The organism is Megasphaera stantonii (genome assembly GCF_025567065.1).
GTDB lineage: Bacteria > Bacillota > Negativicutes > Veillonellales > Megasphaeraceae > Megasphaera > Megasphaera stantonii.
Genome location: NZ_JAOQKD010000013.1, coordinates 1 through 20,451, shown reverse-complemented (window position 1 = coordinate 20,451; position 20,451 = coordinate 1). Strand labels below are relative to the sequence as shown.

General features: G+C 54.0%; 19 protein-coding genes and 1 other annotated feature. Of the genes, 5 read left to right on the top strand and 14 right to left on the bottom strand.

The features are described from left to right. Positions 1 to 88 precede the first annotated feature (88 nt). A complete protein-coding gene (locus OCV58_RS07915) occupies positions 89 to 1,078 on the bottom strand; it encodes a bile acid:sodium symporter family protein (RefSeq protein WP_087477604.1) in 990 nt (329 codons plus the stop codon). A gap of 496 nt (positions 1,079 to 1,574) precedes the next feature. Next, positions 1,575 to 2,924 (bottom strand): hemolysin family protein, encoded by a 1,350-nt coding sequence (locus OCV58_RS07910; protein WP_198947422.1) that lies wholly within the window; start codon positions 2,922 to 2,924, stop codon positions 1,575 to 1,577. Positions 2,925 to 3,185: 261 nt separating this feature from the next. On the opposite strand from OCV58_RS07910, the gene OCV58_RS07905 reads away from it, so the two are divergent. Then, positions 3,186 to 4,073 (top strand): radical SAM protein, encoded by an 888-nt coding sequence (locus tag OCV58_RS07905; protein WP_087477606.1) that lies wholly within the window; start codon positions 3,186 to 3,188, stop codon positions 4,071 to 4,073. 15 nt (positions 4,074 to 4,088) lie between these two features. Further along, positions 4,089 to 4,721, top strand: coding sequence for a hypothetical protein (locus OCV58_RS07900; protein ID WP_154877494.1), 633 nt, complete (start codon positions 4,089 to 4,091; stop codon positions 4,719 to 4,721). A gap of 57 nt (positions 4,722 to 4,778) precedes the next feature. Here OCV58_RS07900 and OCV58_RS07895 read toward each other — a convergent pair whose 3' ends face one another. Further along, positions 4,779 to 6,071 carry an aldo/keto reductase gene (locus OCV58_RS07895; protein WP_267312844.1) on the bottom strand — a complete coding sequence of 431 codons (1,293 nt, stop codon included), beginning with the start codon at positions 6,069 to 6,071 and terminating at the stop codon, positions 4,779 to 4,781. Between the two features lie 4 nt (positions 6,072 to 6,075). Then, entirely contained in the window at positions 6,076 to 7,071 is a 996-nt protein-coding gene (locus tag OCV58_RS07890; protein ID WP_154877493.1) for a DUF6282 family protein, read from the bottom strand. A gap of 223 nt (positions 7,072 to 7,294) precedes the next feature. On the opposite strand from OCV58_RS07890, the gene OCV58_RS07885 reads away from it, so the two are divergent. Together OCV58_RS07885 and lnu(C) are read left to right on the top strand one after the other, a co-directional pair. Continuing rightward, entirely contained in the window at positions 7,295 to 8,332 is a 1,038-nt protein-coding gene (locus OCV58_RS07885; RefSeq protein WP_002837184.1) for an IS1595-like element ISSag10 family transposase, read from the top strand. A 23-nt stretch (positions 8,333 to 8,355) separates the two neighbouring features. Then, positions 8,356 to 8,850 (top strand): lincosamide nucleotidyltransferase Lnu(C), encoded by a 495-nt coding sequence (gene lnu(C), locus OCV58_RS07880; RefSeq protein WP_019543803.1) that lies wholly within the window; start codon positions 8,356 to 8,358, stop codon positions 8,848 to 8,850. A 148-nt stretch (positions 8,851 to 8,998) separates the two neighbouring features. On the opposite strand, the gene OCV58_RS07875 is transcribed toward lnu(C), so the two are convergent. The 3 genes from OCV58_RS07875 to OCV58_RS07865 form a co-directional block, all read right to left on the bottom strand. After that, entirely contained in the window at positions 8,999 to 9,283 is a 285-nt protein-coding gene (locus OCV58_RS07875) for a hypothetical protein (protein ID WP_154877492.1), read from the bottom strand. 296 nt (positions 9,284 to 9,579) lie between these two features. Next, positions 9,580 to 10,164 carry a LysE family transporter gene (locus OCV58_RS07870; protein WP_154877491.1) on the bottom strand — a complete coding sequence of 195 codons (585 nt, stop codon included), beginning with the start codon at positions 10,162 to 10,164 and terminating at the stop codon, positions 9,580 to 9,582. Positions 10,165 to 10,189: 25 nt separating this feature from the next. Next, on the bottom strand, positions 10,190 to 10,612 hold the full coding sequence (locus OCV58_RS07865; protein WP_154877490.1) for a GNAT family N-acetyltransferase: 423 nt from the start codon (positions 10,610 to 10,612) through the stop codon (positions 10,190 to 10,192). Between the two features lie 186 nt (positions 10,613 to 10,798). Between OCV58_RS07865 and OCV58_RS07860 the strand changes: the two genes are divergently transcribed. Further along, positions 10,799 to 11,719 (top strand): LysR family transcriptional regulator, encoded by a 921-nt coding sequence (locus OCV58_RS07860; RefSeq protein ID WP_158221382.1) that lies wholly within the window; start codon positions 10,799 to 10,801, stop codon positions 11,717 to 11,719. A gap of 93 nt (positions 11,720 to 11,812) precedes the next feature. Here OCV58_RS07860 and ilvD read toward each other — a convergent pair whose 3' ends face one another. From ilvD to OCV58_RS12220, 7 genes are all read right to left on the bottom strand, one after another. Beyond that, a complete protein-coding gene (gene ilvD / locus OCV58_RS07855) occupies positions 11,813 to 13,465 on the bottom strand; it encodes a dihydroxy-acid dehydratase (RefSeq protein WP_154877488.1) in 1,653 nt (550 codons plus the stop codon). A gap of 29 nt (positions 13,466 to 13,494) precedes the next feature. Then, the gene (gene ilvN, locus OCV58_RS07850) at positions 13,495 to 14,007 is read right to left on the bottom strand and encodes an acetolactate synthase small subunit (RefSeq protein ID WP_198643509.1); all 513 of its coding nucleotides are present in this window, start codon (positions 14,005 to 14,007) and stop codon (positions 13,495 to 13,497) included. After that, on the bottom strand, positions 14,004 to 15,701 hold the full coding sequence (gene ilvB / locus OCV58_RS07845) for a biosynthetic-type acetolactate synthase large subunit (protein ID WP_154877487.1): 1,698 nt from the start codon (positions 15,699 to 15,701) through the stop codon (positions 14,004 to 14,006). Before ilvB ends, ilvN begins: the two co-directional genes overlap by 4 nt. Before the next feature lie 34 nt (positions 15,702 to 15,735). Further along, entirely contained in the window at positions 15,736 to 16,746 is a 1,011-nt protein-coding gene (ilvC, locus tag OCV58_RS07840; protein ID WP_087477615.1) for a ketol-acid reductoisomerase, read from the bottom strand. A gap of 91 nt (positions 16,747 to 16,837) precedes the next feature. Then, positions 16,838 to 17,081 (bottom strand) — a binding site (T-box leader). A 143-nt stretch (positions 17,082 to 17,224) separates the two neighbouring features. Beyond that, positions 17,225 to 18,454: an ATP-binding protein gene (locus OCV58_RS07835; protein ID WP_154877486.1), complete on the bottom strand. Its 1,230-nt coding sequence runs from the start codon at positions 18,452 to 18,454 to the stop codon at positions 17,225 to 17,227. 640 nt (positions 18,455 to 19,094) lie between these two features. After that, complete coding sequence (locus OCV58_RS07830) at positions 19,095 to 20,144, bottom strand: S-layer homology domain-containing protein (protein WP_154877485.1); 1,050 nt, start codon at positions 20,142 to 20,144, stop codon at positions 19,095 to 19,097. 218 nt (positions 20,145 to 20,362) lie between these two features. After that, positions 20,363 to 20,449, bottom strand: coding sequence for an IS3 family transposase (locus tag OCV58_RS12220; RefSeq protein ID WP_353866910.1), 87 nt, complete (start codon positions 20,447 to 20,449; stop codon positions 20,363 to 20,365). Positions 20,450 to 20,451 lie beyond the last annotated feature (2 nt).

Below are 20,451 nucleotides of genomic sequence, written 5' to 3'. Positions count from 1 at the left end.
ATATGCAAAACAGCGTATGTCCATTCTCTTTTTATCGGACATACGCTGTTTTTTACGCCATAAATAATATTCTATAAAGTGCAGCGGCTCAGTGGTGGGCCGGCGCCGGAACGGCTTCCGCTGCGGCGGCCTTCCGCGCTTCTATGGCGTCCATCTTGCGGGCGAAGATACCAGCCAGAATCGAACCCGTGACCTGGTGAATAGCCGCGCCGATAGCCGCAGGAATCGCCACGGCCGGAGCGAAGAAGACCGATACGAGGGAAATAGCCAGGGCGTCGTTCTGCATCCCTACTTCCAGCGTAACGGAATGGCGCTGACGCTGTCCCAGGCCCAGCTTGCCCGTCACGAAGTAGCCGATGCCGAAGCCGAACAGGTTATGAGCCAATACGATGAGGACCATGAAGAAGCCCAATTCCAAAATCTTCGCGCCGTTGATGGCGATGACGCCGCCGACGATGGTCAGCACGCCGAAGGCCGAAATGAGGACCAGTACCTTGGACAACGAAGCGATGTGCTTTTCACCGATGATCTTGTGAACGATCAGGCCGGCAGCCAGCGGCACGAGAATTACCTTCATGACGGTCATGGCCATGGCCAAGAACGAGACTTCGACCCACTGGCCTGCCAGGGCCCAGACGATAAAGGGCATCATAATCGGCGCCAGCAGCGTCGAGACCGTCGTAATCGATACGGCCAGGGGGACGTCTCCCTTGGCCAGAAAGCTCATGACGTTGGACGCCGTGCCGCTGGGGCAGGAACCGAGCAATACCATGCCGACGGCCAGTTCCGGCGTCAGGTCAAAGGCCAGCACCAGGGCATAGGCCACGATGGGCATAATCGTGTAGTGAGCCGTGCAGCCGATGAGCACTTCCTTCGGCCGCTGGATGACCAGCTTGAAATCCTTGGCGTGCAGGGTCATGCCCATGCCGAACATGATAATGCCGAGAAGCGTAACCGTATGGGGCACGGACCACAAAAACGCGCCGGGCATGAAGTACGCCCAAAGGACGACCAAGAAGACGATATACGTCAAATACCGTCCAACAAATCCACTCAGCATTCCAATCCATTTCATCATACAAAAAACCCCTTTCTGTACCCCTATCTTACGTATAACGAACAGCAAAACGGCGATTGGCGAAAAAAAATACTTTGCCTCAAAAAGAGACAAAGTATCATATACTCTGCGGTACCACTCTTGTTGCCCGTCGGGACCCCTCGTCGGCATCTCCGGAAAATCCTTTTAATGCCCGGCATGATAACGGATGCCTGCCGGCTGCGTCTACTAACTGGAAAGATAAGCGTTCGGGCAGCTGCTCCTGGGCGACTTCCTGCAGCGCTTCCATCCCGCCTCTCAGCATACGGCCGGTTCTCTGTAATTTCTGCGGCAGCAGTACTATTCCCAATCAACACTGTTTTGTATTCGTTGAAGCTTATTATACGCTTAAATCCTTCAAAGTCAATACATTTTTAAAATTTTACGAAGTTTACTAAATAAATTAATCGTTTAACTTTATATTTTAAAGTCAGTAAAACGTATCATCTATCCGGCAGCGCCGAAGGGCGGAGGCCCGTCAATCCTTGTTCAGCTGCTCGTCGAGCATATCCTGGCTAACGTCGTCCAGCTCGCTCAGCAGCTTGATCTTCAAGCGCGTAATGCGGAGATTTTCCACTTCTTCCACGTAAATTTCCGCCTTGGGCAGCTTGACCATCTGGCCGGCTTCGGGCTGCGTGTTGAGCTGCGTGTAGACCCAGCCGCCGATAGTGTCGCACTGCTGGTCTTCCAGCTCCAGCTCGAACAGGTCGTTTACGTCTTCCAGCAGCATCTTGCCGTCGACGGAGTAGATCTTATCGGTCTTTTCCTCTACCTCCGGCCGTTCCTCGTCAAATTCGTCCTGAATATCGCCGACGAGCTCTTCCAGGATATCTTCGATCGTCACCATGCCGGCCGTACCGCCGTACTCGTCGATGAGGACAGCCAACTGCTTCCGTTCCTTCTGGAGCTGGCGCAGGAGCTTGCTGATAGGCATGAAGACCGGCACTTCCAGCACGTCGCGGGCCAAGGTCCGCAAGTCCGATTTTTTCCCGTCCTTTAAGGACCGCAGCAAGTCCTTGATGTGCAGGAACCCGATAATGTGATCCTTGTCGCCGTCGCAGATAGGGTAGCGGGTCATGCGCTCGTTCAGGGCCGTCTCGACGCAGTCGTCGAAGCTGTCGTCCAGATACAGGCAGACCATATCCGTACGGGGCACCATGATCTCGCCGGCGCTGCGGTCGGAAAAATCGAAGACGTTGTCGAGATAGGTCAGCTCGCTTCTGTCGATATAGCCGTATTTATAGCTTTCCTTCATCAAAATGCGGATTTCTTCTTCGTTATGAGCTTCTTCCGCCTCGCTGGCAGCCTGTATGCCCATGCGGCGCAGCGTCCAGTTGGCGATATGGTTCAGCGTCCAGACGGCCGGGTACATGAGCTTGTTAAACAGAATCAGCGGGCGCGATACGAACAACACCACGGCTTCGGTCTTCTGAATCGACAGGGATTTCGGCACCAGCTCGCCCAATACGATGTGCAAGGCCGTAATCAGGGAAAAGCCGACGATAAAGGCCAGCGTGTGCTCCAGCTGTACGGGCACCTGGAAAAAATGAAACACCGGCGCCAGCATCTTGGCCACGGCAGGCTCGCCGATCCAGCCCAGCCCCAGGGAGGCCAGGGTAATGCCCAGCTGCGTCACCGACAGGTAGGCGTCCAGATGCTCCGTCACCGTGCGGGCGTATACGGCGCTCTTATTCCCTTCCTTAAGCAGCGTATCGACTCGCGACGGGCGCATCTTGACGATGGAAAACTCCGACGCTACGAAGAAACCGTTCAGCACGACTAAGGCTAAAATCAAAATGATGTTGAAAGTTATCTCAAAATAATCCAAGTACAGCGTTTCCCGAAGGAAACAGTCACCTCCGCTCAAAAAGCAAATAGTATTAAAAAGAAATATCATTTTTATTGTATCATATAACGCAAAGGCTTCAAAGGGGCGGTACGATTATAAATTTGCATAGCTGTCCTCAGGCGGCGTGATTCTTTGTCCCTGCCATTTCCTGCCATGGCCAGACCGAAAAAACTATTTGAAAATTTTACTTATATGCGTATAATTGTGTATAATATACATGAGAAAGGATGGTTTGCTTATATGATGATTGATAACGCAGAAGGCCTCGTATTCCGGCCGCCCAGCGAAGCGCGCAGCTTTATCCTGCGGGTGACTATCGGCTGTTCCCATAATATGTGCACGTTCTGTGCGATGTACAAAGATTCCAAATACCGCGTCCGTTCCCTCGAGGAAATCGACGGCATTATCGAGCGGGCCGCCCAGGCCTACCCCTTCGTGCGCCGCGTCTTCCTCGCCGACGGCGACGCCCTCGTCCTGCCGACGGACGATTTGATCCATATTCTGAAAAAATGCTATGCTACGTTCCCCAATATTAACCGCATCGGGGCCTACGCCACGCCGGCCGACCTGAACCGCAAATCGCCGGAAGACCTGAAGCGCCTGCGCGAAGCCGGCCTGGGCATCGTGTACATGGGCATCGAAAGCGGCGACGATGAAGTCCTGCGCCACGTCAAGAAAGGCACGACAGGCGCGCTGACTGTCAAAGCCGGCAAAAAGGCCCTCGACGCCGGCATGAAGCTGTCGGCCATGATCCTCATCGGCCTGGGCGGCAAGGAGCGGACGAAGGAGCACGCCCTCCATACGGCAGAAGTCGTATCGGCCATCAACCCGACCATGCTCAGCGCCCTGACCCTCATCATCCCCGGCAACGTGCCGCTGTACGAAGAAGTCGTCACAGGCAAGTTTACGCCTCTCACGGCCCGGGGCTTCCTCGAAGAGCTCCATATGATTCTGAGCCATACGGACATGAAAAATCCCTGCATTTTCCGCAGCAATCACGTGTCCAACCTCGTCCCCGTCGGCGGCACCCTGCCGATGGATAAGGACGCCATGCTGGCTACGCTGGAACGGTATATTCCCCGGGCCGACAACGTGCGTCCCCTCTTAAACGACACCGGTAATTTCTGATAGGAGGTCTTTCCTATGAAAAAGTTCCTGCTTCTCATCCTGGCATTGTTCACTATGACGGCGTCGGCCTTCGCCGCTGACAGCGAGCCGCGCTTTGACAACATGCGCACGGCCCTCATCGTATCTACGACGCAGCGGGGAGCCGAAGCGCAGTACATGCTGAAACGGCTGAGAGAACCGTTCCGCATCCCCTACTGGGACCGCGTAGAGGCGCAGGAACAGCTCGCTCCCGACGGCATTACCATCGACGCCATGCGGGCTTTATCGGAAAAATACAACGCCGACATCGTCGTCGTTCCCGTCGTCCAGACCTGGTATTGGCGGCAGTATCAATTCTTCTTCCGCTTCGACGGCGAAATCGTCACAGACTGCGCCTACTACCTCTCGGTCTACGCCTACGACCGCCAGCAGGACACGCTGAAGAGCTACAGCTCTCGCGGCCGCGAACGGGAATCGGCGTCTATCCTCAACAATCCCTACGAAATCTTAGGGAAGGCCATGGACGAGGTCCTAGCCAAGCTGCCGTACAAGCGGATTCCTACGGACATCGAAGCCGTCCGCGGCAGCATTTCCAAGCTGAACGTGAAGACGACCGAAGGCGGGGCAAAGATCATTACGAATGAACTGCCTATCCCCGTAACGCAATAACACGACAAAAAATCGGAGCAGACACTCTCGTCTGACTCCGATTTTTTTATTATCCTCTTATTTGCCGAAGGCCCTTTCGATTCGCTTTAACAAGGCTGGAATGTTCAGTCCCTGCGGGCACTTGGCCAGGCATTGGCCGCAGTTCGTACAAGACGAAGCAGGATCGCCGCGCTGGATCGGCGACATGGACGTCGTGTAATCGAACATGGCCCGCTTTAAATCCTTGTGGAGCAAATAGTTATTGTACACGTAGGCAAAGATATAGCCGATGGCTACGTTTTCCGGACAAGGAATACATTGATAACAGCCCGTGCAGTCGATATGACCCGGCGTTTCGCGGTAGGCCCGGATCGCCCGCCCCAGGGCTTCCCGTTCGTCCGGCGTCAGCATGTTGGGTTTGGCCTTTGCAGCGTACTGCAGGTTCGCTTCTACGTCCTTCATGGAGCCCATGCCGCTGACGGCGACGCTGACTTCAGGAATATCCCACAAGTAATCCAAGGCCCATTCGTTGTCGGGCTTATGGATGCCCGTCGAGGCCAGGGCCTCGCGCATGGACTCAGGAAGGTTCGCCAAAAAGCCCGTCCGCGCCGGCTTCATGACGGCCAGGCCCATGCCGTTTGCCGCCGCATACTTCGGCCCCAATACGCCGGCTTCGTATTCGTAATCCAGATAATTATGCTGAATAAGGCAGAAATCCCAGTCCGCCGCTTCGACGACCTCCTTAAACAGCTCCAGCCGGTCGTGGAAGGAAAATCCCATGAAGCGGATTTTTCCCTGGGCTTTCAACTTTTCTATCTTTTCAATGAGGCCGAAGGGAATGACCTTTTCCTTCCAGCCGCGGTGCATGATCATGTGGATATGGTAAAAGTCGATGACGTCCGTGCCGATAGCCCGCCGCGATTCGTCAAACATCCTTTCGAAATCGTCAGGCGTCTCCATGATCCACCACGGCGACTTCGACGTGACGTATACCCGGTCGCGCCAGCCGTTGGCCAGGGCCTTGCCTACGGCCAGCTCGCTCTGTCCGCCCAGATACACCCGTCCCGTGTCGATGTAGTTGACGCCGCCGTCGATGGCCCGATGGACCATATCGACGGTCTGGTTCATGTCGATGGTCTTGCCGTCGGCCAGCATGGGCAGGCGCAGCATGCCGAAGCCCAGGGCTGATACCTTGACGCCGGTCTGACCCATAGGCCGGTACTTCATCTTAGGATTGTAATTTAATATGTCTTTGCCGTCTTCTGCAACGCTTTCCTGCTTATCCTTGGCCAGGGCCGTCGGCCCCATGACCATGCCGGCGGCGACGGTCAGGGCCGCGCTTTTGAGAAAATCTCGTCGGTTCATCGCCATTTCCTTATCCCTCCAGTCCGAGTAAGTAGGCCGGATTTTGCCGCACCAGCGTATCGACGACACGCTGGGACACGCCGCCGTCCAGCAGCTCGCCGATGCAGGCCCGCATTCCTTCCGACGGGTCGGGCATGTTCGCCTGGCCCATATCAGTAGAAATAAAGCTCCGTTCCGGCGCGACGGAAACGTAATTCATAAAATCCCGGGCTGATTCCCGTTCATATTGGCTCATCGCCGTGCCGGCTCCCCATACGCGAGGCAGGTAGCACAGCTCGATATATGCGCCCAGCTCGACGCAGCGCTTGATGTCATCGGCCGTCATGCGCCAAATCAGGGAATTGACATGGGTGACGACGAATTTGTGTACGCCCACTTCCTTGGCCTTGGCCGCCATGAGCAGGCTCTCCTGAGGCGACGAATGGCCCGTCGCAAAGATGATGTCGTGGTCGGCGCAGATTTCCATGACCTGTACGACCTCCGGCAGGACCTTGCCGTCCTGGACGACGGGAATCCCCTGTCCCGCACGGCCTTCGACGGCGTTAGGATATACGGCGGCCATCGTCGGCATCCAGATGCACTTGCAGCAGTGCCCCGTCGTTTCCACGGCCATCTTCGCCGCGTGGACGTTGATTTTGTCGCCGACGGCGTAATTCATGCAGAAGCTGCCGAACACTTCAAAATCCGGCAGGGCCTGGCGGATGAGATAGGCCCGGTCGTGACAGCTCCATTCGTTCGACTTGTACATGACGGCCCGATAGCCCAGGTCCTTAGCCTTGCAGGCAAAGTCAAATTCATTGATGCACCGCCCTTTAACATCCGGCGCGGCGTGGATGTGGATGTCGCAGACTCCCTTCAATAGTTCGTCCGCAGCGCCCTGCCCTTCTTCCATCGCCGCCGCAGCCGACGGGATGCCGCCGGCCACATTGGCCATGACCATAGCGCCGCCGGCCAGCCCGGCTTTTTTCAAAAATTCCCGCCGCGTATATGTAAATCCCTCACGCATGGCATGATTCCTCCTTGTCCCATAGCAATTTAATACAAAACGTTATACATATACCAAGCAGCCGCCGTACAGCACCTGCCTCTATACGTATTGTATCCCTTCCATAACGGTGGGGCTAATGCTTGTTTTAAATAAGGCTCTGTCACAACAAATGGTTGATTTTTGACGAGAAATAGCGTATAATAATAGTAAGAAACAGTACCACCGAAGGAGGTAATTGGATATGCCTACTATCAAAGACGCATTAGATATTATCGGTAAGTTGACTGTCGCAGAGCAGGAAAGCCTTAAAACAATGCTTTTAAGTCCTGCCTTTGTAAAGTCTTTGAATATTGAAGATTTCGTAGCAAAGGAACGCTTTGCAAATGGTCGTGTATGCCCTCTTTGTGGCTGTATCCATGTGGTTCGCAATGGTCATCGTAAAGATGGCACACAGCGATATGTATGTAAGGATTGTGGCAAGTCCTTCGTGATTGCTACGAACTCCATTGTGTCTGGTACAAGAAAAGACTTGTCCGTGTGGGAGCAGTACATTGATTGTATGATGAATGGCTTATCCATTCGTAAGACTGCTGTTGCTTGTGGGATTCACAGAAACACCGCATTCCTTTGGAGACACAAGATTTTGGATGCACTTCAGAATATGGCAGACGATGTTACCCTTGACGGCATTATTGAGGCTGACGAAACTTTTTTCGCCATCTCGTACAAGGGCAATCATAGCAAGAGTAAGACATTTGCTATGCCACGCAAGGCTCATAAGCGTGGTCATTCTACACATATCAGAGGCTTGTCCCAAGAAAAGGTATGTGTTCCTTGTGCGGTTAATAGGAATGGCTTGTCTATCTCCAAGATTACGAATACTGGTAGAGTTTCTACAAGAGATTTACATCATATTTATGATGGTAGGATTAAGACCAATTCCACTCTTGTTACGGACAAGATGAACTCCTATGTGAGATTTACAAATGCCAATGGCATTGACCTTGTGCAGTTAAAGACTGGCAAAGCCAAGAAAGGCATTTATAATATCCAACATATCAATAGCTACCATAGCCAGCTAAAGAGGTTTATGCGTGGCTTTAACGGTGTTTCTACCAAGTATCTGAACAACTATCTTGTGTGGAATAACCTTGTAAATTACGCCAAAGAAAGCGACATGGAGAAAAGGAACATCTTCTTAACTTTCGTTTTGGCAACATTGAAAACTGCTAAATGCAGAGATTTATCAAACAGACCAGCAGTTCCTCTGGTCGCCTAATTAGAATTTGTGGAGATGATAAGATGGTCAATATAACAGATGTAAAACAGATTCTTCAATTTGCAATAGATGCGGAGATTAAAGTCTTTCTTGATGGTGGCTGGGGTGTAGATGCTCTTCTTGGATATCAGTCAAGAGCCCATAATGATATTGACATTTTTGTAGAAAAGAACGATTATCAGAACTTTATAGAAATAATGAAAGCTAATGGCTTTTATGAGATTAAGATGGAATATACAACATTGAACCATACTGTATGGGAAGATTTGAAAAACAGAATTATTGATTTGCATTGTTTTGAATATACGGACGAAGGTGAAATTCTTTATGATGGGGATTGTTTTCCGGTAGAAACTTTTTCGGGTAAAGGAAGAATTGAGGAAATAGAGGTTTCCTGTATTGAACCATATAGTCAAGTAATGTTCCATCTGGGATACGAGTTTGATGAAAATGATGCACATGATGTGAAGTTATTGTGTGAGACACTTCATATCGAAATTCCAAATGAGTATAGATAACTGCAAATAACAGTTTGTAGGGGAGTTCTGATACTCCCCTATAAAAATGGCTATTTATCAACTGTTTGTTGTGACATAGCCTTAAATAAAAAGAAATACGGCGCAAGCATTTTTACAGATCGGCAAGGTTCCATCTGTCTGGCGCCAATTAATTGTAGCTGGGCTGATGAAACAACGCTTCAAAGGCTTCCCGTTCGGCCACCCGGTCATAATAGGCCGCTTCCTGCTCCGGCGAATCGAAGGCCCGTACGGCATGATACGACGCGTTTTCCGAAGCAGTCTGGTTGGTATATCGTTCTTCAAAGGCCTGTCTTGCCTGTTCCTGCTGGTAATGGGCAGCTTCCTGTTCAGGTGAATCAAAGGCCGGCGCGGCGGCAAAGGCAGACGCGCTCATCAGGCATAATACGATAGCAGCCGTTACTTTTTTCATCATCGAATCTCTCTCCTTTAAATAAATAGTTAAGAAACTACGCTATTAATCCTAAAAACAATGCTTTTAATTTTTTATTTCCTTTAGGATGACTTTAGTTTACACCCTGTTTCTTATTATGTCTAATGCCTATGTTTTATCGCTTAAAATACGATACGAGCATTTTTTATTGTCCCAAATTCACTCCGCTCCCACTGAGGTCATCGCCATGACCAGGCAGCCAAAGGGCATAGAAATACCCCGACAGCCTGTTTCACGCAGACCATCGGGGTACTCATACGCTGCAGCATCTCCGCCGCCTACAGCCATATTTCTATGACGGAAAAGACAAGGAGAGCCGCCAATATCCAGTTTAAAAGGCGTTCGTAGTTTTTAAAGAAACGGTCCAGCGCCGCCCCGGCCAAGGCCCAGACGACATTGGACGCCGCGCAGGCCAGGCACATGACGATTCCCAGGCCGACGATGAGGCCTTCGCTCGTATATACGGGCAGGAGAAAGGACGTGTAGCCGATGAGCAGGAAGATCATGACCTTGACATTCGTAAAGTTCAGCAGCATGCCGACCAGAAACCGTTTCCCCTTGTCGACGGCCTTGCCGCTGCCGCCGCCTGCCGACGGCGCGAACATCTTATAGGTCAAAAATAAGATATACGCCGAGCCGACGGCCTTTAAGGGAATTTCTATCCACGGCAGGGCCGCCTGCAGCGAATGGATACATCCGTAAATCACGCCGTTTAAGATAAAAAAGCTGACGAACAACCCCCACAGCAGGGGCGCCGCGCCGCGAAAGCCGAGACGCCGACTTTCGGACATGGCCATGAGGTTATTTGGCCCCGGCGTAAAGGCCATGACGAAGGTATACGATAAAAATGCTATCAGTTCCATAGGGCACTCCCCTTCTAGCGGCGTCTTACAGGCACTCCTTGACCATTTTTATTTCGTATACCGGGTCACCGTCAGGACGCCATTCCGTATTTTTCACTCGTTCCGTTATATGAAATCCTGCCCTCTCGTACAGGCGTATCGCGTCGGTCAGGGGCTCTGCCGACCAGAGCATGAGGCGGGTATATCCCATTTCCTTTGCCCCGTCTAACACCACCTTCATTAAAGCCGACCCGACGCCGCAGCGCCGGTAGTCCGGTTCCACGCAAAACAGACGAACCTGCCCTTCGCCGGCCTCGCCACGCTGGCAAAGCATGACGCTGCCGATCAGCCTGCCGCCGCACTCGGCTACCCAAAGGGCTTCCCCCTCCTGCTGCGCGCCGGCAAAATCCACGGCGATCTTCGCGGCATACTCCGTAAAAGCCGGCCCCCAGCCGTATTCAGCCGGCAATGGGTGTCGGCGACGTACTGTTCTTCGCCGCGCCGATAGGGACGAACGATATACTTCATATTGCTATGGCCTCCTTTGCCTCTCTGTACTACAAGCATACCATACGATAGGTCAAAAAGAAATTTGACATTATTCATGCCCGGCCATAGAATGAAGTTATATCAGCCACCCGAAAGGATGAAATGTATGACCTTGCAGCAATGTCGTTATATCATGGAAATCGAGAGGTGCCGTTCCCTCACGGAAGCGGCGAAACGCCTCTTCGTCACCCAGCCGAGCATTACGAAGGCCGTGCGCGAGCTGGAAAAAGAGTTGGGCATCACGATTTTAAAGCGGACGAACCGCGGCGTCGACTTTACGCCGGAAGGCAAAGAGCTGGCATCGTACGCCCGGCTCCTCGTCGAGCAGGCCGACGCCGTGCGCAGTCGTTTCACCGGCAAACACGAACCGACGCCGCTGAAATTGACCATCGCCTCGCAGCATTACCACTTCGTCACGCCGGCCCTGGCCGCTTTGATCGGCGAGATGGCCGATCGTTCCTATGAAATCGCCCTGCGCGAAGGAAAGGGAACGGACGTCGTCGAGCAAGTCGGCTCCGGTGCGGCATCCGTCGGCATCTTGTGCGCCTCATCCCTCAACCAGGCCGTACTGGAGCGCAAGCTGGCCGCCTATGGGCTGGTCTTCACGCAGCTGGCGACGCTGCCGGAGCACGTCATCCTCAGCAGACGCCATCCCCTGTCGGCCTTTTCCACACTGCGCCCGGAACAGCTCGCGCCCTACCCCTATATCACCTTCCGCAAGGACGATACGCTTCTCGATATTACGGAAAGCTATTTCACCCTCCGCCGTGCGTCCCGCCAAATCTTCGTCGAAGACCGGGCGACGATGAACTACCTCATCGTCCATACGGATAGCTACTGCCTCGGCACGGGCTGCCTGAGCGAGGGCTTTATTCCGCCGGATATCGTCCCTGTCCCCCTGGACGTGCCGTGGAATCTCTGCGTCGGCTATCTGCAGCGGAAAGACGCCCTGCTGTCGGAAGAATGCCTGCAGTTTATCGGGCACCTGCGCCAGGCCCTGCAGGACTCGCTCCCCCTTCGGTCCTAACGTACAGATCATCTGCGTATATTGCCTACAGCAAAGCCCCGGCTTCCGAGCGCCGGGGCTTGTCGTATATCCTGTATCCTGCAAAGAAAGGAATTATTTCAATACGGCTCCCGTATTGGCCGACGTAACCAAGCGGGCGTAACGGGACAGGTATCCCGTCTTGACCTTTGGTTCCGGCTGTTTCCAGGCCGCCTTGCGGACCGCCAGTTCTTCGTCGCTTACCAGCAGTTCCAGCTTGCGGTTCGGAATGTCGATGGAAATCATATCGCCGTCTTCGATGAGCGCGATAGGTCCCCCTTCCATCGCTTCCGGAGAAATGTGCCCGATACACGCGCCCCGGCTGGCTCCGCTGAACCGGCCGTCCGTAATCAAGGCCACTTTCAGGCCCATGCCCGTAATGACTGCCGTCGGGTTGAGCATTTCCCGCATCCCTGGGCCGCCCTTCGGCCCTTCGTAGCGGATGACCACGACGTTTCCTTCCTTGATGTCGCCGCCGATAATCGCTTCGATGGCTTCTTCTTCCGAGTCGTAGCACTTGGCTGTGCCCTGATAGACCAGCAAGTCCGGTTCGACGGCGCTTTCCTTGATGACCGCTCCGTCGGGAGCCAGGTTGCCCGACAGGATAGCGATACCGCCGCGGTTCATGTAAGCATTGTCTACGCTGTGGATGACGTCAGGCCGTTCGATATCCGCTTGGTCAATGCGCTCGCCTATGGTTCCCGTCACGGTCCTGGCTTCCGTATGTATGATGCCCAGCTTCGTCAGCTCCTTCATGACGGCGCTGATGCCGCCGGCTTCGTTCAAGTCCTGCATGTGGTATGTGCCGCCGGGGCTCATCTTGCAGATGTATGCCGCCTTGCGGCTGATTTCGTCGAACTTCTGCAGCGGCAGGTCGAGGCCCGCTTCATGGGCGATAGCCGGCAGGTGGAGCACCGTATTGGTCGAGCCGCCAATAGCCATGTCGACGGCGATGGCGTTTTCAAAGGATTCCATCGTCATGATGTCCCGCGGGCAGATATTTTTCTTCACCAGCTCCATGACGACGGCCCCGGCCTTCTTAGCCAGCATGCGGCGGGCTCCGAAATAAGCCGCCGGAATGGTGCCGTTGCCGGGAAGGCCCATACCCAGGACTTCGGTCATGCAGTTCATCGTGTTGGCCGTAAAGATGCCGGCGCAGGAGCCGCAGCCCGGGCAGGCTTCGTGTTCCATGAGATGCATTTCTTCCGGCGTCATCTGGCCCGATTCGACCTTGCCGGCCGCTTCGAACATGGTGCTGACGCTGATATCCTTGCCCTTGTGGCGTCCGGCCAGCATGGGGCCGCCGCTGACGACAACTGTCGGGATATTGATGCGTCCGGCAGCCATGAGCATGCCCGGCACGATTTTATCGCAGTTTGGAATCATGACGAGGCCGTCGAAAGCGTGGCCGTTGGCGACGGCTTCGATGGAGTCGCAGATGAGCTCGCGGCTGGCCAGCGGGTATTTCATGCCGTCGTGCCCCATGGCGATGCCGTCACAGATGCCGATGGCCGGAAATTCGATAGGCGTACCGCCGGCGGCGGCGATGCCCAGCTTGACAGCTTCGGCGATTTCCCGCAGGTGCATGTGGCCGGGGATGATTTCGTTAAAGGCGTTGACCACGCCGATCAACGGCTTCTGCAAGTCTTCGTCGCTGTAGCCCATGGCGTGAAACAAGGTGCGGTGGGCCGTACGGGTGCTTCCTTTTTTTACTACGTCGCTTCTCATATCAACTATCCTTTCGTATATAGGGTATATTATCTCATGCGCATCTGCTTGACGGGGATGACGCCGCGGGACAAGGAAATCTGCCCCGTTCTGGCGATTTCAATGACCTCGTAGTCGTCGAGCATCCGCAGCAGCGCCTCGATATGGTCTTCCCGTCCTGTCAGGCGGAAAATCAGGGAGTCGCGCTGTACGTCGACGACCTTGGCGTGGAACAAGTTGGCAATATTGGTCAGCTCGTCCCGCACAGCCGGCGTATCGCATTTTACCTTGACCATAGCCAGCTCGTAGCTGACGAGAGGCGCGTCGTCCAGATTGACGACCTTGATGACGTCGATGAGCTTGGCCAGCTGGTTGACGGCCTGGTCGAGCTCCCAGCGGTTTTCAACGGATACGACGATGTTGATGCGCGTCACGTCCGGCTCTTCCGTATAGCCGGCGTTGATGCATTCGATATTGATGGCCCGGCGGCTGATGAGGCCGGCCACGTGGGTGAGTACGCCCGGTTTATTGTCGGCTAAAATAGCCAAGTGCTGTCTCATCATTGTGCTTCTCCTCCTAAGACCATTTCGTCCAGGCGCTTGCCGCCCGGTACCATGGGATATACGTTTTCATCGGCCGGAATGTAGACGTCCAGCAGCGCCGCCCCTTCGGAGGCAAAGAGCCAGTCCAGGCCCTGTGCCAGTTCCTCAGGCTTGCGGACAGTCCGCCCCGGCACGCCCATGGCTCCCGATACGGCCGTAATATCCGGGTTGTCAGCGATGACCGACTGGGAATAATGCTGGCCGTAAAACAGGCGCTGCCACTGGTTTACCATGCCGAGGACGCTGTTGTGCAGGACGATGACCTTGACGTCGACGCCGTATTTATGGAGCGTCGCAAATTCCTGGCAGTTCATCATGATGCTGCCGTCGCCGGTAAACAGCACGACCGTCGAGCCGGAGCATCCCAGCTTAGCCCCCATGGCCGCCGGCAGGCCGTAGCCCATAGTTCCCAAGCCGCCGGAGGTAATGAAGTGGCGGGGCTTGGAAATGTCGCAGAACTGAGCGGCCCACATCTGATGCTGGCCTACGTCGGTGACGACGAAGTCGTCTGCGCCCAAACGGCTGTTGACGGCTTCAAACAGCTTCTGCGGCGATACGGCGTCGGGAAGGTCCCGCGTCGCAAAGGGATGGACCTCGTTCATGGCCAGGACTTCCTTCCGCCAGTCGGCAAACTGGGCGGCGAAATCAACGCCGCTTTGCCGTACCTTTTCATCGAACAGCGGCAGGGACCAGCGGAGGTCGCCGTTGACGCTGATGTCGGCATGAACGATCTTGTTGATTTCTACCTTGTCGATGTCGAAATGGACGATCTGGGCGTTGGGCGCAAAGTTTTCCACGTCGCCTGTAATGCGGTCGTCAAACCGCGTGCCTACGGCGATGAGCAGGTCGCACTTCGTCACAGCCATGTTGGCGGCGTACGAGCCGTGCATGCCTACCATGCCCAGATGGGCGTCGTACGAATCGGGCACGGCCCCCTTGCCCATGAGGGACGTAATGACCGGCACCTGCGTCTTCTGGACGACGTCCCACAGGGGTGCGGCCATATCGGCAAGGATGATGCCGCCGCCCGTCAGGAGGACGGGGCGCTTCGCCTGTTCCAGCGCCGCCACGGTGCGGTCGATATCGTAAGCCTGCCCCGTATATACGCCGCTGTAGCCCCGCAGCTCTACCGTTTCGGGATATTCATAGTCGAATTCGGCGTCGAATACGTCCTTGGCTACGTCGACGAGGACCGGGCCGGGCCGGCCCGTCGTGGCGATGTAAAAGGCTTCCCGCAGCACGCGGGGCAGGTCCTTGACGTTCTTTACCAGGTAATTGTGCTTCGTAATAGGCGTCGTAATCCCCGAAATGTCGGCTTCCTGGAAGGAATCGCGGCCGATGAGGGGCGTCGCGACCTGCCCGCTGATGACGACGAGAGGGATAGAGTCCATGTTGGCCGTCGCAATACCCGTGACCATGTTGCACACGCCGGGGCCCGACGTGGCGAAGCATACGCCCGCCTTGCCCGTCGCCCTGGCGTAGCCGTCGGCAGCGTGGACGGCGCCCTGTTCGTGGCCTGTTAAAATATGGGGAAATTTGGCTTTGTATAATTCATCGTACAAGGTCAGAACAGATCCGCCGGGATAGCCGAAGACGACTTGTACTTGTTCACGTTTCAAGCTTTCGATGATCGCTTGTGCTCCGGTCATTTTCATAGGCACATACCCTCTTTTCTATGTATTGGAATGATTAGTCGTTGGTGTCGTTTTCATGAAGCCACGGCATCATGTCGCGCAGCTTCGCGCCGACCTGTTCGATCGGGTGTTCCGCATGCTGGCGGCGCATCGCCATGAAGTGGGCCCGGCCGCCGGCCTTGTTTTCCAGGAGCCAGTCCTTGGCGAAGGTGCCGTCCTGGATATCGCTCAGGATCTTCTGCATAGCCGCCTTCGATTCAGCCGGGATAACCTTCGGGCCGGCCGTGTAGTCGCCGTATTCCGCCGTGTCGCTGATGGACTTGCGCATCTTGGCCATGCCGCCTTCGTACATGAGGTCGACGATGAGCTTCATTTCGTGGAACGTTTCAAAGTAGGCGATTTCCGGCTGATAGCCTGCGGCGACGAGCGTTTCGAAGCCGTTGGTGATGAGCTGGCAGATACCGCCGCAGAGGACGGCCTGTTCGCCGAACAAGTCCGTTTCCGTTTCTTCCTGGAAGGTCGTCTGGATGACGCCGGCCCGGGTACCGCCGATGCCGCGGGCATAAGCGAGGGCGATGTCAAAGCACTGGCCCGTAGCATCCTGTTCGACGGCGAATACGTCGGGAACGCCGCCGCCTTCCACGAAGGTACGGCGTACGAGATGGCCCGGCCCCTTCGGAGCTACCATGAATACGTCGACGTCGGCCGGCGGCACGATCTGCTTAAAGTGGATGTTGAAGCCGTGGGCAAAGGCCAGGGCGCTGCCGGATTTCAAGTTCGGCCCGATTTCGGCGTTGTATACGTCGGCCTGCTTTTCGTCGGGAATGAGGATCATCGTAATGTCCGCTTCCTTTACTGCTTCAGCTACCGTTTTGACTTCCAGGCCTGCGGCTTTCGCTTTTTCAGCAGATTTGCTGCCTGCGTACAAGCCGACGACGACGTCGACGCCGCTTTCCTTCAGGTTCAGCGCGTGCGCGTGGCCCTGGCTGCCGTAGCCGACGATGGCTACCTTTTTGCCGTGCATGACATCCCAATTTACGTCCTGATCATAAAATACCTTTGCCATTTGAACATCTCTCCTTTTGTATGTAACAAGTAATGATTTCGTTGGCCTTTAGAGAATACTGCAATAGGGAAATAAAAAAATCCGTCCCTCACTGAGGGACGGATTGAATTCCGCGATACCACCCTGATTCCCAAATCCATTACTGGACCCAGGCTCTCTACAACGTACCAACATACGCGTTTCCTATAACGTGGAAAAATCGTCAGCGCTTAATACGTACTTCAGCGCTCCTCTTCCGGGATGATTTTCACGGCCCTGCAATTACCGGCTCGCACCGCCCGCCGGCTCTCTGTGAATTGACTGAGGCAATTACTCTTTCCCATCATCAGATTTCATCTATGTCGCCCTCAGAAGGACATCCTTCTGAAGAACTTGAACTTATTCTACAAAATGCCGTCCCGTTTGTCAATACATTTTACTTACATTTTTCTCAAAAAAGCAAAGTTAAACGTTGCATTTGTTAAGTAAAACGTTTATTTCATGTTTGATTTCCAAGGTACCAGCGGACAAACTGGCGGGCGATGCGGCCGTTGCGGCCTGAATGTTCCATTTCCCAGCGCAATCCCAGGATGCGTAGCTCGTGAGCCTCCAGGACAACGCCGGCCTTGCGCAGCTCGTGGTCGATGATCTGCAGATACTCGTCCTGCGTCGGCGCGGCGTAGTGGATGATGAGGCCGAAGCGGTCCGACAGGGAAATGGATTCGTTCTGGCTGTCGTCGCGGTATACCTCGTCCAGATCGTCGCGCCGGTCGCGCCACGTTTCCTTGAGCAGGTGGCGGCGGTTGGACGTGGCGTAGATGACCACGTTATCCGGCTGGGGGATAATGCCGCCGTCGATGACCGATTTCAGGTATTTGTATTCCTTTTCATCTTCATCAAAGGACAGGTCGTCGAAAAAGAGGATAAACTTCTTGCTCTTGATGGCGCTGAGATGCTCCATGAGAGGCGGCAGCTTCTTCATCTGCCCCCGCTCGACCTGGACGAGGCGCAGGCCCTCCTTGTGAAATTTGTACACCAAGGCCTTGACGGCCGTCGATTTCCCCGTGCCGCGGGCGCCCGTCAGGAGGACGTTGTTGGCCTGCCGCCCTTCGATGAAATTGACCGTATTGCGCAGGAGCTTTTCCTTCTGTACGGCGTAGCCGATGAGGTCGTCCCATTCGCGATGGCGGAATGTCTCGATGCCCTTCAGCTCTCCTGACGGCAGCAGGTAAAAGGCCATATACCGGGCCATATCGCCCCGGCCGTAGGCCTTGTAGTGATGGAGCAGGGCTTCGGCCATCTGCGCCGCGTCGGCCTCTTCCATGGCCTCTGTCAAAGCCTGCAAGAACTCATATTCCTTCGGAGCAGCAGGCTCGTAGTCGTCCAAGAAGGCGTCGAAGCGGAAATCGGAAGGCTTGGCCTGCAAGTAAGGCCGCAGCAAATGCATGTCCTTCTGCAAAGCCCGCAGCAGCCCCGCCCCGTAGGAACCGCAGTCCTCGATAGCCGTCGCGGCGATGTTGTTGCCGCGGCACAGCAGATACAGCAGATACTGCCGCCAAACATTCCCCGATAAGCCAAGCCGTTCTGCCGCTGCCAGCAGCGCCGCAGCCGCGGCATTCCGCTTATTGACGTTGTCCGAACTCAGCAAATATTCCCCCATAATCAACAACACCGGGTCGGACAAAAATTCCCGGCACACCAGCAATCCCCGCAAATCAGGATAATTCATACGTCATTCCCCCTGTCCGGCAACAGCCGAATCGATATTTCATTTTTCAAAAGAATAGCAAAAAAAACATAAAAATGCAAGCCACGCCGCCGTCTCATCGTCAAACGCTTCGATTTTACTTGACGACTACGAGGCCGACAGCATATAATAAACATGAAAAGAGGCATGACGCCGACAAACGGTTATAGCCCCTATACTAAAAAGCGAGAAATAGACCGCCTAAGTTTGGAGACTAGAGGGCGGTCATTTCTTTTGGATAAGAAGCACTAAAACGATAAGCAATGCTAAAAAAAGATTCGTATCGTTCATGGGCATCACCCCCATTCATTTCAAATGGATAGGGGCGACATAACCGCCTGCCGTTGTATGCGTCATGCCTGTATTAAGATGATACTTGACAGGTGGACATGCTGTCAATATAGTATAAAAAAACGATATATCCATTTGCATACTAACAATCCCTGTAAAGCTCCATCGCTTTATAGGGATTTATTTGTATATGCAGTTGTTACGCCTTCGACGCTACATTTTGCAGAGCGATACTACCTCCCAGATGTAATCTTCTGCTTAACGCAAACAGACACTGCCAAACGAGGGCAGTGTCTGTTCCGTATGCACATACAGCGTCAAAAACGCAAGCTTATTTTGCTGCGTCGTCCCGTTTTACGACGCGGACGCGTTCGACCGTCGGGTTGCCGTCTTTATCTTTGTGAACAACGTCGACAGTGAATCGTTCTAATTCAGGCGCAAATTCCGTCAAAATCTTATCGGATAACTTCGCGCCGTTGAGCATCGCTTTATACAACATAGCTGCAAATTCATACCGCGTCATGGGACGAGCGCCGTCGAAATTCCCGTCAGGATAGCCTTCGATGACGCCGTTGCCAGCCAGGGTCGCAACGTATTCATACGCCCAGTGGTTCTGCGGCACGTCTGGGAAGAGCTGAAGCTTCGACGTATCCAGTCTGCGGCCGGCGTTGACGTCGAGCATCGCTGACTTCATGGCTTCCAATTCCTTACGCAGGTCTTTGATTTCCTTAGCCATGGCGACGCGGGACGTCGATACGCCGTTTCCTTGTCCAATCTTGAAGGACACACCGGCATTGACCATGTTGTCGTCATTGCCGACAGTACCGCCGACGCTGAACATGGTGTCTTCATTCGGACGGTAGAATGCGCCGATAGCCACAGCGTTTTCACCGCGGTAATTGCCGTAGCCTGCGGCGAAATCCCACTTGTCGTCAGGGTCGAAATCCAGCGGATGAAGGGCCGCCAAAGCAGCTGCACCTGCGCCGACTTCATCAATGCGGCTGTCTAATTCGCCGACTTTGTTGCCGATGTTGGTAATAGCCGTCGTATTGTTGTTGATCTGATCCCATGCTTCGTTGAGCTGGCTGACATTGACGGCATCCGTATCTGCCGTACCGGCTGCCACATTGTGAATGACCGTACCGCCTTGGTCGAGATAGATATCCACTTTGTTGACTGTGCCATCTTCGTTTCGGTAAACCAAACCGTCGCCAACACCGTTTTCATCTTCTTTATTGATTGTAATAGCGTTGCCTTTGTCATCTTTTTGGACTGTCAATCTGCCGGAATTAAAGGTTTCGTCATTATTCTTTTCACCCAGAACGACATCTTCGGTCAATCCGACGTAATTGGCGTTGGCTTTAGCAGTACAACGTACCATTTCGTAAATTGTTCAGATGTATTTTCCCCGTGTTGTTTCTTCGCAAATTGTGCTGCCTGGAGGCAGGTCAATTGGCACAAATTCCCCTAAAATATGCTGTCTTACAACGGCTTTTCAAATTTCGTATTACCAGGAACCCCTTGTGACAAGGGGTTCTGATGTGACCCCAAAAAGTTAGACTTTAGTAACGAGGTAGTTTTTGCTATCTCGTTACTTTTTTATGCCGCGGACAAGGACAGCCTGTATTTGACAGGACTCTTCCAGCCTAGTTTTTCTTTGATTCTTTGTTCGTTATAGTATTTGATAT